This window comes from Hymenobacter tenuis (assembly GCF_054780495.1).
In genome coordinates this window covers 1,638,218-1,650,457 of sequence record NZ_BAAGWF010000001.1, presented here as the reverse complement: position 1 = coordinate 1,650,457, position 12,240 = coordinate 1,638,218, and the positions used below count along the sequence as shown (strand labels likewise).

Here is a 12,240-nt window from a genome sequence, read left to right as displayed (position 1 = left end):
TCATGGAAGATACCTCATATCAGTGGGCTGGAGGGGGCTTTGAGAACAAGCAAGGGGGACCAGCCGATAAATTCTATTCCCGGCAAGATGGTACGCCATATTCCAATGCGGCTGAAGCGTGTTTAGCCGTTCCGGAGGGGGCTCGCAAGGAGCGTACGGTCAACATTGCCGGCGAGGAATGGTGGTGGAAAATCACTAATACCACTGATGCAGGCTTGGTGAAGAAAGTGACCGGCGGTGGTGGCGCTGACCTAAGCAATGTTACAGGAGATGTGACCTTTCCGGGCAACGTAGCTACCATCGGCGCGGGTAAGGTGCTGCAATCCATGCTCAGCACGGCTGTGCAAAATCTGCTGACTGGTATCGGTACGCTGAGCAGCCTGACCACTACGGCCAAAAGCACTTTGGTAGCGGCGGCAAACGAGCTGAACGGGCTAATTACGAACCTTCGCTCTGACGTTGGTACGCTCGCCAGCCTCGGCACTACGGCCAAAGGCAGCCTAGTTGCGGCAATCAATGAGGTGCGGCTGTTCGCGGCCAACCTCACCACCAACCAAATGAAAGGCGGGCCGTTCCGGTTTAAAACGCTGGCCGAACTAAATGCCGTAGATGCCACCCTAGCTATCTATCCGAGCAGCGCCCGCGTGTTCGACGATGGCACCAACACCGGCTCCTATACGCGCAACAGTAACGGTACGGCCTGGATTAAGGATACCGCTACCACTGCTGAAATTGTGGCCACGTTCCCGCCTATAACAGCCACTAGCAGCCACGCGGTGAATACTGTCGGGCGGTATGTGCTGGGTGCCAGTGAACGCCTCTTCCGAGCCAAGGTTGCGCAAGCCGGACCCAACAATGTGTTGCCCGTAGAAAGTGACGCTACGGCCCCCGGCGGCACCTACTGGGTTGAGCAAAGCCCTGACGTGGCCAGTGGGCAAACGGGAGGAGGCACTACGGTAGTGCAGGCTACTGGCACGAGCACCACGGCGGTCATGTCGCAGGATGCGGTAAGTAAGACCACTGGGTTTCTAACCAGCCTGCTCACCAGCGCTAAAACCAGTTTGGTAGCCGCTATCAACGAGCTGTACACCGCTCTGTTCAACCGCTTCAACTACCGAGGCGACTTCGTGGGCTCCACCACCTACGCCAAGAATGATGTGGTGTGGTATCTCGGCGTAACCTATTTCGCACCGGCAGCCTTTACGGCGGGCTCCAGCTTCAACGCGGCGAACTGGCGCAGCTTTGGCCTGAACTACGTGCGTGGTATGTTCTACTGGACAGCCGGCACCACAGGCGAGAGGGAATATGTCATTCGCTTTGCCGACCAGATAGGTAGCTACGATGTAGAGCTCAGCTCGAATGTAAGCAACGTCGTGTACCGGAGAGCCCCGGCATCGGGCGGCTCCTACGTGCCGGCCAACCTGGCATCGGAAGTCTTCCAAGTAGGTGATTCGCTCATTATTGGGGCTACAGCTGGGGCCGGATCCACGGGTTCCATAATCGTTCGGAAGATATGATTGGCGACCCTTCTGTAAGATACTATGTGGCCGAGCCCCTGGAGTACGATCAGGATATGGGCAACTACCCCGCCGCCGATATCCTGGTGTACTACGACACCAACAACCCCTTCCGCGTCATCAAAAACTCGGCGGGCAAGGTGCTGAACTGGATTGACCGCAGCGGCAATGGGTTCCATATGAGCACGGCCTCCGGCAAGGAATCCAGTATTGAGCTAGTGGGCACCCGCGAGACCATTGCGCTGGCCACGGTAACGGGCTCATTGGTTTGCAACCTCGGTCCTGGCTCCACGCAGATAAACAGAGCCACGCCCTATACCTGGGTGTTTTTGGTGAAACGAAAAGCGGATTTTGGGACTACCCAGCGGACGTTCTTCAACGCATCCGGTGGGGCTAACCCCTTCATATACGGCAGCACTTTCTTTGCTTCTCACTTGAACTCCGGCTATCAAAGTTATGGAGATTGGGGTACGAATGCTGAGGCCTGGATTATATCCGCCAATACAGACGGGACAGTCCTAGTGTACAAAACCAACGCCAACGGCACCCGTGGTACGGTGACCAGCCGCGTGCTCAGTGGTCTCTACAACCATACGGGCTGGAATTTCGGCGGCGGTTCACTCAATCTGTGGATGTTTCAACATTACACGCGCTCTATGAACGCCACGGAAATCATTGCCCACGTCAATTTAATGCAAGCCGACACTGGTCTTACCCTCTAACCTTTCCAATTATGCCAGTTCAACTAGGATACCACGAGTACGTGAAAATGAAGGTCAATGACCGCTACATCGGCGGGGCTCGCTTTGAGCAGGAGGCCTACGTGCATAAGTTTTACTACCAGCAGCAGCTGCCTCCGGAGGGCGAAGTGGGCCTTCGCATGGAGGTGTGGGTGTACATGACCGAAACCAGCCCCGAGAAGTATGGCCAGCTCTTTCAAGGGAAAGGCATCGAAAACCCTTACAAGGTGGAGTTCCTGGCTGATAATGGCACCCTGGTAGAATTCCCCAGCGGGCGCATTCTGGGGGAAAGGGCGAAGATGACCCCGCAGGCGTGGAATGACCTGTGTAATGATCCGGATATCGATTCCCGCTACCAGGGCGATTGGTTTGAGTGGGCACGCAACACGGTGCCGATCGTGTTCGCGGATATGATGCTGCAGCACGTCGAGGCGGCCATTGCCATGAAGCACTACGAGTAATGCCCTACCTACCCGGTGGGCCCTGGCCTTTCATTGGCTTCTGTAGCGCCCTGCTCTTAATGGGTATCGGTGTAGCCTGGCTTAGCTACCGTTCCTTTCGTAAGTAGCCCTAGCCCCTTCTCACCTGAGGAGGGGCTTTTTTGTGTGGCCGGGATTTATCAAGCCGCCGCCCGTGATAGGAGCATGCCAACCTCTTCCTCTATTCGTGACACGCTACAGGCCGTGGGAGAGGCCATAATCCAGCATATCTATTTCGTGCTGGAGAGTGGCCGCTACCCATTAGACCGACGTAGCTCCGCACTGCTCAAGAGCATGCAGGCCAAAGCAGTGCAAGGCCGCAATGCCGCCGGCCGCTTCGAAGGGTTCACTGCTAACGCCTCACTGGAGCTCTACGCCCTCGACTACCTGGAGTACCTCGACCGGGGCCGAGCCAAGTTCACTAAGCGGGTGCCTATCGATGCGCTCCTGGTGTGGATTCGGAAGAAGAAACTAGGCCTGCCTGCTCGCAGCAGCACCGGTAAGTTTCAATCCCGCCGGAGTCAGAGCACCGGCCGGCGCATGTCGGCTAACCAGCTGGCCTTCGCTATCCAGACCTCGATTTACCGCAATGGTATCCGCGGCCGGCACTTCCTGACGCCGGCATTCGACAAAGGCCAGGAGCTGCTCGACATCTACCTAAACAATCAACTACTCGACGACGCCACGATAGAGCTCGACCGGGTATTTAAAAAGGCTGCCTAATGGCTCTGATTAAGCTTAAAGTCTACTACAAGTTTCTGTATCGGTACTATGACCCGGCCGACGACCGCATCATAACCGATTACTACACCCGGCACCAGTGGGATTTCAACACGCAAACGCTGCTCGCAGCGGAAGGCCCAACGCAGACCTATACCTACGACCAGGGCAGCCCCTCCGATAAGGAGGAGGACTATATCCGACCTGTTGAGGAGGAGTTTCACCATCACTGCCTACCAGGTACTACCACCCGGCGGGGCTACTTTCACGATGGTAACGGGGGCTTTACCTTCATCGATACAGCCAACAGCTCCGAGTGTGGCTACACGGCGCCTCCAGTGGCCGGCACCGTACTTCGCCGCGAATGCCAGGGCGTAGACCGGTACCGGATTGAGGCCAACGGCTCCGGTGGCGAGGTTGCCATACTGGAGCAGAAGAACGCCACGAGTTGCGGCTATGTGGTGCCGAGTGAGCCCGTACGGGGTTGTACAGACCCCGAAGCCAGTAACTACAATGAGGAGGCCACTGAAGACGACGGCTTGTGCGCGTACGTGCCTCGCCTCGATATCACGTTGCCGGCATTGCTGGCAGCGGCCGGCCTTCCCATTTCGGTTACGCTTCGCTCGGCGGCCACTGGCCAAGTTGCCCGGGCTGCCCGGTTGCTGTTCACGGTGAACAACCTGAACCTACCCGACGAAGTGGAGGTAGTGGTGAATGGAGAAAAGTTCGTGAGCCGACAGGCTGGAGGAGAGGGTACGTTCGATACAGCTACCACACTGGCCGCCGCACTGGCCTCGTCGGAAGCCCTGAGCGCCCGCTATACCGTCTATCAATCGGCTCCGGACGAGATAGAGCTGGTGGCGCTGGTGCCCGGCTCGCTGTTCTCCTTTGAGGCTACTAGCTCCGACGAGCTGGCCGTGGCACTCGTGGCCACGACTGGCGTAGACGAGTTCCGGAGCCAAGGCAAATCGGATTGGGGCTGCTTTGTGGAAGTGTACCACTTGCCGGGCGCCGTGTTTGGAGCCGACAACCGGGCCCGCGTACCACGCCAGCTCGGCCGGATGGAGCAGCTCTACCAACAGAGCAATACCTACACGTTCGACGTGGCCAGCCTGCTACTAGCGGAGTTAGGCCATGAGCCGGGTAGTACCTCCGACCGCTTAGCAGGCTATTTCGTGCGGGTAGGGGAAACCTACACGGCCGAAGGGCAATCGTCCCGCCGGCGCTATACCATTGCCGACTCTCCTGTGTGCTTTGCGCTGGAGAGCGCGTTGCCGGTACCACCGGCCGCCACCAAACTAGGCCTGTCGTTGCCGGCCCCTCGTGGCATCGTGCCGGCGGGCCGGCCAGCCTACGCGGAAGCAGCCTACGTGTTGGCTCAGGATGGCCAGGCCGTGAGCTGCACGGTCACGACGCGCACGGCCACCGGTGGGAGCATCGTTCGGGAGCAAAGCCAGGCCGCCGCTGGAGGCGTCGTTCGGATGCCGTTGAACTTTGCCCTGGCCATGATGCCGGCGGACGCTCTGCGCTCGACGGTGGTGGTGAAGGTCGGAGGGGAGCAGGTGCTGAGCTACTCGCTGCAGCATGCTCCAGCGAAAGAGTGCCTGTGCTTTCTCTCTCGACGAGGGGCCTACGAGACAGTTTGGCTTCGCGGCCTCCGGGAGTCGGAGCCAAAACGTCAAGTAGAACTGTACAGCCGGGGCCGGGAGCTGGCCATGCGGCAAGTGCAGCTTACCAAAGCCCGCAAGTTGTCAAGTGGTTTACTTGACATGGCGACGCTCGACTGGCTATGCGATGAGCTGGCCAGTGCTCCGAGGGTGCTGATTTTCACGCCGGAGACAGCCACTTACCAGGAGGTCATCGTGAACGGCTTTAGCCCCGTCTATAACGAGCCTGAAAACAGCTATTCCGTTGCTCTGGATATAGCGCCTAATAGCATTTTCGTAACCCTACCCGAATAGTGGAAGATATTCGCCTGTTACTCGACGACTACCTGGTAGACTTACCGGCCGGCGTGGGGAGCCTGCTTCGCCTGAGCCGTAGCGGGGTTGATATCAACCAGCTCGATAGCCGGGGCGGCGATGCCTCCTACACCTTCGTGCTGCCACCCACCCGCCGCAACGACCGGTTTTTCCAAGCCCGCCGGAATGGTCAGATGGTCGACAAATTCCTGGCGCCGCGCCCAATTACGGCCGTGCTCTACGTGGGCGGCGACCTGTTTTTCCGGGGTGTGTGGCAGCTCACGTCGGTTCGCTCGGATGGTTACCCGGGCAAGCTCGTGGCTCCGGAGGTAGACGTATTTGCGCAGATAGGAAGTAAGATGCTCAGTGAGCTGCAGTTTGCGCCACTCGATTACCAAGGCCAGCACGGCTTTGCTGAGCGCCTGGCGCTTAGCTGTGCCGATACGCCGATACAGTTCCCGCTCGTGGCCTATGGAAATTGGTACGATACCATCGTGAACGCCGATGGAACGGAGCAGCCGTTGCCGGCCAGCAATGATTTCGGCACTAGGGCCCTGGAAATCGACGACTACCTGCCTTCTGTATCGTTTTTGCCCACCCTACGCCAGATTTTTGCCGACGTAGGGTGGCAAATTCGGGGGGAAGTGCTCGACGATGCCGACGTACGGGAGTGGTGTATGCCCTTTACCGGGGCTGAAATGCCGTGGAATTGGGGCGGGTTGTTGCGTTTGCAGGCCTCCGGAGGGCTGCCAAACGATGGTTTTAACGTGTTTACAGCGGATAATTTCGTTCCCACCGCCGAAACCGGGCAAACAAGGAGCTTATACTGGCCGCTGCAGCCGGCCGTAACCCTCAATCCGGCCCGGCGCTGGCGCGAGGAGTACTACGGCGTGGCCAACCAAGTGCCCACACCCTACCATAATTACGAGGTGAGGCTAGATGGTGGGTACCACTTGCGGGCAACCTTGACTGTTACGACAATGGGTGCTGACCTAGCCGAGCCTACCTACCTGGCGTTTGTATGGCTAGCGCCTGGCCAGGCTATCGAGGAGGCGCAGGTGCTGCTCCAGATGCCGGTTACAGGTGCCGGCGAATACGTGCTGGACAGCCGGGAGCTGCTCCCGGTCGGTGTTTACCTGGAAACAGGTTGGAGAGTGCTGCCAGTGGTACGGCGGACGCTCGGCCTGAGCCGTGACGATGGTTTCTCGCTCGACGTGGCCGAGTGGAGCGTCGACGTGGAGCCCGTAGAGGAAGAGATAGGCCCGAAGCTGCTGAATGTGGCCGCGCTGCTTCCGCAGCTCAGCCAGCGGGACTTTGTGAAGGGCTTTTTTCTGCTGAAAAACCTACGCTACACGACCGATGCCGATGCACGCATCCTCACCTTTCACTATCACGACCGCTACGAGCTGCCGCCGGCGTTGGCGTTAGATCTATCCGCTTACTGCAGTCCGGATGAAGGGGAGTACACGCCAGCGTTGCCAGCTCGTCGCATTGTCCTAGGTTGGCAGACGGACGAGAGCGACGCGCTGGTGCAAGCCAAAGGCCTCGGCTATTGCGACTATACTTTCCGGCCGAAAGGGGTGGTACTAGGGGTAGAGCTGGCAGAGCAGCGGCTGCTCGTGCCGTGGGCACCGACCGAATTCCGAACGTATCAGATGTACGACCCGGAGTTAGGGATTAACGCACCTATGATTCGGTTTACGCTGCCCTGCCTGGCAACGAAAGAAGCGCTGGAGACGCCCCTAAACGAAGTGAGCTGGAGCTACAGCTTTGCGCCGCGCCTGCTCCGGTACCGGGGGCTGAGTGAGGAAAAGCTCCCTTTCTACTTTCTGAATGCCCGGGCGCTGTTCGGTACCGCCGATACGGTGGGCCTCACGTTTGCCGGCGCCGGTGGGCTGTACCAGCGGCATTACGCCGGGCTGTTTGAGCAGCTGGCCAGAGGGCATAAGGTGAAGCTGCCACTAGCTCTCACGGCCGCGCTGTTTAAGAAGATTCGGCCCCAACGGCCGATTCTGATTCACGGCCGGCTCCATCGTCTGGTCAATATTCCGTCTTTCGTGCTGGAGGGAAAGGCACTAACCGACGTGGAGCTGCTGCGGGTGGTACTCCCGGCCGAGGTCAACCTGGCCACGGCACCACCGGCCGAGACCAGCGGCGTGCACGAGTTCTTCGTGCCGGTAGAATTCTTCTCTGGAGAGTGGTACTAAAGCAAAAGCCCCGACCATTTGGCCGGGGCTTTTTCGTAGTTTAGTGGCTCATCTTTAACCTATTTTTTATGGCCGACGAAGAAAAAGCCGAAGGATCAAAGTCATTTTCACTAGTAAATATGAAAGACGCCGCTGGTCTTTCCACTCCACTCACCAAGTTTTTTGACGTTGTAGGGGGTTGGGGAACTGGTTTAGGTTCCAGTGTTAAAGATTTTCTAGATGTTTATCTACTAGATAAAAAGCGTGCACAGAATGAGGCCTATCGTGTAACAACGGTTGGTACGGCCCAAACGCACACAAATATTGAAAGAGCCCGAGCATATATGGAATTGCTCAATGGGGGGCAAGCACAATTGCAAACTATGAGTCTAGATGGACAAAATACTAATGCAACTTTGGTTGGTGTTCCAATTGAGGTAAAACAACTGCAAGAGAAGATCAATGATAGAGTTACCTATCAAAACATCTTGCATCAATTAAACCTGGATGCTGTTAAAGACTTTGCAGAACAAGAACTCAAGAATGAAGAATCTGTATCTAGCGAACCTGTAGATATTGACTGGACGCAGCGTCTTTACAGCATCGCAGAGGACGCAACTACCGAAGAGATGCAGGCTCTTTTTGGCAAGATACTCGCAGGAGAAATCAAGCGCCCTGGTTCGTTCTCTTTGCGGACTCTAGAAGCATTACGGAACTTAAATAAAAGCGAGGCGGCATCGTTTAAGCGTGTGGCTGACTATGTGATAGATGGTAACAAAAAAGGCGTGTTAGTCACAAGGGTTAATAACAGAGGTGAAAATATACTAGAAGCTCATGGTGTTACTTACTCTGAGATTATGTCGCTAGTTGAAGCAGGCTTGCTTATGTCTCATGAATCAACGAATACACCTCCAACTGGTTCAGGCATCTTTGTTCTGACCCTTGGTAGCACAGGTGTTATATATGAGAATACTCCCGAGTTAAATTACAATTACGACGGGTATCTTCTAACGTTAGCTGGGTTCCAACTATATCAATTAATTAAGAACGAGCTATCGCCCCCTCTTTCTGTAATCGAAGCTATAGCTAAGGGTATACATGATGCAGGAGGAACCGGTGTGAAACGTGCTATTAGCCTCACTAGGGATGAATATCAAGTTAGATGGTTAAACTCCTATAGTTTGGATTATTTAAAAGAACAAGCATGAAACTAAGGTGTCCCGTCTTTTTCACGATTGTATTGTTAACAGCTGTCAGTGTATCTGCACTAGCGCAAAAACACCAGTATAAAGGCCTTCAGAACTTCCCGCTTGACAGTGCTACCAAAAAAGTGGCCTACGTTGGTGTTATCGAGGTGCCTGGTGCTACACAAGCACAGCTTTATAACCGCACAAAAGCTTGGCTGGCCTCTCATTACAACAGCGCAAAAGCCGTAATTCAGGTCGATGACCCTAGTAGCGGTCAACTAATTGGCCAAGGCCGCCTAGCATTCCGCGACGTGGCCACTGGTGCTCCAGCTACCTACCCTCACATGCTCACATTTACGATTAGAGAGGGCAAAATGAGGTATGAAATCAGCCAGATTAGGGAGGGAGAAACCCCTTTAGAGCAGGTCGTGCCGGCAAATCCGCCCTCCAAAAAAACCTACGATATGTGGTGGGAGCGGCTGAATGGCGAATTTCAGTCTATAGCCAATGAACTTAGAGCCTCAGTTACCAAGAAAGAGGCATCATTTTAATAGCTAATAGGCAAAATCATACCAAAAAGGCCCTCTACAATCATGTAGAGGGCCTTTTTGGCTCAAGAAAAGAGGCTTAACTAGAATAACTTACCTCCGCCAGCGTCGGCGCGTTCCTGGTTGGCACGGTCACTTATGCGTCTGCTGTTTGGGCCGTCAAACACAAATGGCTCCTTTTCTGCAGTAACAGCCGCATGGCTCACGAGCTGCTCCAGTAGGGCGTTCGTGCGCTCCAGTTGCCCAGCCGGCAACGGCACCATGCCAGCACCGTTAGCAGTGGCCACGTCAAGGGCACCGTCTGTTGAGAGCTGGCCACCGGTCGCGCCGCGCACTAGAGCACGGGGCACCGCTACGAATTGCACTCGGGCTCCGTACTTGTTTATGGTGGCTAGGGGGCTGAGATTGTTGGCCGTCGCCCGGGCGTTGATAAGCTTCTCACCTCCCTCGACCTCGATGTTTGCAAAACGGCCAGTGCCTTGAATACCACCTAGGGCGTGTGATGGTCCCACGAGTAGGCCCCCATTTGCACCCTTCAGCGTAGCTCCTAGCTTCTTAGCACTGCCAATCGCTGCAGCCGTAGCCGCCAGAGCAGCCACCACCGCCACCAGGTTGCCCGGGAAAGGAACCTTGTTGGCTCCGGAGACAGCCCGCACACCCGCTAGTATAGCTTCCGCGGCCGTAGCACCGGTGGCCGCCACTTGCGCAGCATCGGACAAAGCCTGGCTTTGCTTCTGGAGCTCTTGCCGGCGTTTCTCTGCTTCCTCCTTCAGCTTTACAGCCTTTAACTGCTCAGCATCGTTCTTCGCTTTCTCTCTGGCTAGGCGCGTTTCTTCCTGCCGCTCCCGGGCAATACGGTTTATAGTAGCCTCCCGCCGTGAGCCCTTTTGTGCCTCCACATCGTTCTCCAGTGCCTCGCGAGTACGGGTGGCATCGGCCATTTCCTGCTCCAGCGTTTTGCCACGCTCTTGCAGTGCTGACAGCTGCTCGTCGTACTTCTCTATCTGAGCAGCCAGTCGCTCGTCTGCCTGAGAAAAAAATACCTCGTTCAACATCGAGGCGGCTTCCATGACTTGCCCGAAGAGTTGAGTTAGAGCCGTGGCCATGGTGCGGGCCTGCTCGTCGGTAAGCTTGAAAAGCGCCTTTAGAATGGTTTGGCCGAGGGTAAGCGCTCTTGGCTTCAATCTATTCTCCACCTCGTCGATAGAGTTAAGTATTTCTACGTAGGCACGGCTAGCTGTCCGTCCGAACTCCTCGAGGAGCTTCTTTTGCGCTTTTAGATCTTCTAGCCGTTGAGCATCGAGCTGCCGTTCGCCGGCGCCAGCACGTTGAAGTCGGCTCAATCTTTCAAATTGTTCGTTATCGAGGCGCGTAAGCTCACGGTCGCCAAGTGCTTGCCGGTCGTCGAGGGCTTTCTTTTGGTCGGCCAGGTTAGCAGTAATTATAGCCTGCTCTTTCACCCGGATTTCCTCCTTTAAAGCCAGGTAATCGGAGCCGTAGCGCTTGCCATTCAGCGTAAGCTCTGTCTGAGCATCGATGGCCGCCGCTATTTCAGCCCGTAAAATATCCTGCTGAGTAGCACCATAAGCCCGGGCTGTGGCCACCATGCGCTTACGGTTCTCCTCATTGTCAGCTATTTCCTTCTCAGAGGCCACTTTTTGCGTTTCCCGGAGCTTGGCATACCGTTCCTCTGCCTCCTTTTGGGCCTTATCCGAAGCCGCTTTCTGCTTAGCTTCCTCCTCTTTACGGGCTTTTTCGGCGTCGTCAGCTACCTTTTTGTTGTGGGCGAGGGTCAGGGCCCGGAGCTCAGACTGCTTATCGGCCAGGAGCTTCTCGTAGTCGTCAGCAGACTTATTGAGCAAGAGGAGTTCATCCTGCAGTAATTGTCTTTTTAGCTCATAAGAGTCCTTGCCCGCAGCTTCTAACTCGGATATCTGCCGTTTTAGGCTATCCTGGCGCTGTTTAGCGGCCTCTCGCTCTCGCTCTTCTGCCAGCTCCGCGTTTTTCTCCTTCACGCCGGCGTCGAAGGCTTCAGACGTACGCTGGCCAATCTTGCGGGCCTCGGCTAACGCGCCGGTTACGTCGCCCTGCATTAGTTTGCTTAACACGTCGCCGGCAACGCTGAAGGATTCCCTCAGGGCCGCGCCCAAGCCAGAAACCGCCTGGCGAATGCCACCAAACTTCTTCTCGATGTCGTCGAGTAAGCTAACGAGTGGGCCGATAAGGGGGAAGGTTTTCACCACGGCTAGGATAGCCTCCCGGTTACGCGTTACAGCGCCCGTGATTTTGTCCCAATTCACAATGATTAAGCCGAGCAGAATGAGAAAGGCACCGATGCCGGTGCTCAGCAGCGCGGCCCTCGTGATGCCGGCAGACGTGGTGGCCGCGGTACCCATGCCGAAGTAGCCGGCAATAGTGCTCTTAATGTTGCCGAGCACACTGGAGAGAGCCGAGCGCACCTCCGACGTGGTGAGCTTGTGCACCTGCTCCAGTCCGCCTACGACGGCTATCATTTCCGTGAGCTTCTGCGTGTACTTCTCGGCCGACTCGCTGGAGAGTAACCCGAAGTTGGTCGCGGCCACTGTGCCCACTTCGAAGGCGCCCGCAATGCCGCTAGCTGCATCGACAAAAGCACCGGCCTTGTTCTTGGCAAACGCCGCGTCGGTGGCCTCGTCTAAGTCGTTAATGGCTGCCTTTGCTTTGCCTAGCTCCAGTAGCACCCGGTCGGCCTCGATGGTGCCGAGGGTCAGGCCTTCGAGCTCCAGCTCCAGCTCCTCGACTCGCTTCTTTACTTGCCCGACCGTGGCGTTTGCCTCCTGGCCGTCGATTTCGATTTTATACTGCTTCGTGATTGCCATACACCTATCACGGGCGGCGGTGGGATAAATCCCGGCCGCGCCCG

At 56.4% G+C, this 12,240-nt stretch carries 9 protein-coding genes; 8 read left to right on the top strand and 1 reads right to left on the bottom strand.

Annotated features, from left to right (window positions below; genetic code table 11):
* Positions 1-2: 2 nt before the first annotated feature.
* From ACYVGU_RS07140 to ACYVGU_RS07105, 8 genes are all read left to right on the top strand, one after another.
* Positions 3-1,517: a hypothetical protein gene (locus tag ACYVGU_RS07140; RefSeq protein ID WP_460621468.1), complete on the top strand. Its 1,515-nt coding sequence runs from the start codon at positions 3-5 to the stop codon at positions 1,515-1,517.
* Positions 1,514-2,239, top strand: coding sequence for a hypothetical protein (locus ACYVGU_RS07135; RefSeq protein ID WP_460621467.1), 726 nt, complete (start codon positions 1,514-1,516; stop codon positions 2,237-2,239). The genes ACYVGU_RS07140 and ACYVGU_RS07135 overlap by 4 nt, the downstream gene beginning before the upstream one ends.
* An 11-nt stretch (positions 2,240-2,250) precedes the next feature.
* Positions 2,251-2,718 (top strand): hypothetical protein, encoded by a 468-nt coding sequence (locus ACYVGU_RS07130; protein ID WP_460621466.1) that lies wholly within the window; start codon positions 2,251-2,253, stop codon positions 2,716-2,718.
* Between the two features lie 183 nt (positions 2,719-2,901).
* Complete coding sequence (locus ACYVGU_RS07125; protein ID WP_460621465.1) at positions 2,902-3,459, top strand: hypothetical protein; 558 nt, start codon at positions 2,902-2,904, stop codon at positions 3,457-3,459.
* Positions 3,459-5,417 (top strand): hypothetical protein, encoded by a 1,959-nt coding sequence (locus tag ACYVGU_RS07120; protein WP_460621464.1) that lies wholly within the window; start codon positions 3,459-3,461, stop codon positions 5,415-5,417. The genes ACYVGU_RS07125 and ACYVGU_RS07120 overlap by 1 nt, the downstream gene beginning before the upstream one ends.
* Positions 5,417-7,624 (top strand): hypothetical protein, encoded by a 2,208-nt coding sequence (locus tag ACYVGU_RS07115; protein ID WP_460621463.1) that lies wholly within the window; start codon positions 5,417-5,419, stop codon positions 7,622-7,624. Before ACYVGU_RS07120 ends, ACYVGU_RS07115 begins: the two co-directional genes overlap by 1 nt.
* 68 nt (positions 7,625-7,692) lie before the next feature.
* A complete protein-coding gene (locus ACYVGU_RS07110; RefSeq protein ID WP_460621462.1) occupies positions 7,693-8,811 on the top strand; it encodes a DUF2806 domain-containing protein in 1,119 nt (372 codons plus the stop codon).
* Complete coding sequence (locus ACYVGU_RS07105; RefSeq protein WP_460621461.1) at positions 8,808-9,341, top strand: DUF4468 domain-containing protein; 534 nt, start codon at positions 8,808-8,810, stop codon at positions 9,339-9,341. The genes ACYVGU_RS07110 and ACYVGU_RS07105 overlap by 4 nt, the downstream gene beginning before the upstream one ends.
* Positions 9,342-9,421: 80 nt before the next feature.
* Here the strand turns inward: ACYVGU_RS07105 and ACYVGU_RS07100 are convergent, their stop codons facing one another.
* Complete coding sequence (locus ACYVGU_RS07100; protein ID WP_460621460.1) at positions 9,422-12,196, bottom strand: hypothetical protein; 2,775 nt, start codon at positions 12,194-12,196, stop codon at positions 9,422-9,424.
* Positions 12,197-12,240: the final 44 nt, after the last annotated feature.

What these genes read in the sequence shown, in the direction of transcription:
- ACYVGU_RS07125 (WP_460621465.1), top strand. Translation starts at nt 2,902, where the DNA reads ATGCCAACCTCTTCCTCTATTCGTGACACGCTACAGGCCGTGGGAGAG.
- ACYVGU_RS07110 (WP_460621462.1), top strand. Translation starts at nt 7,693, where the DNA reads ATGGCCGACGAAGAAAAAGCCGAAGGATCAAAGTCATTTTCACTAGTA.
- ACYVGU_RS07100 (WP_460621460.1), bottom strand. Translation starts at nt 12,196, where the DNA reads ATGGCAATCACGAAGCAGTATAAAATCGAAATCGACGGCCAGGAGGCA.
- ACYVGU_RS07120 (WP_460621464.1), top strand. Translation starts at nt 3,459, where the DNA reads ATGGCTCTGATTAAGCTTAAAGTCTACTACAAGTTTCTGTATCGGTAC.
- ACYVGU_RS07135 (WP_460621467.1), top strand. Translation starts at nt 1,514, where the DNA reads ATGATTGGCGACCCTTCTGTAAGATACTATGTGGCCGAGCCCCTGGAG.
- ACYVGU_RS07140 (WP_460621468.1), top strand. Translation starts at nt 3, where the DNA reads ATGGAAGATACCTCATATCAGTGGGCTGGAGGGGGCTTTGAGAACAAG.
- ACYVGU_RS07130 (WP_460621466.1), top strand. Translation starts at nt 2,251, where the DNA reads ATGCCAGTTCAACTAGGATACCACGAGTACGTGAAAATGAAGGTCAAT.
- ACYVGU_RS07105 (WP_460621461.1), top strand. Translation starts at nt 8,808, where the DNA reads ATGAAACTAAGGTGTCCCGTCTTTTTCACGATTGTATTGTTAACAGCT.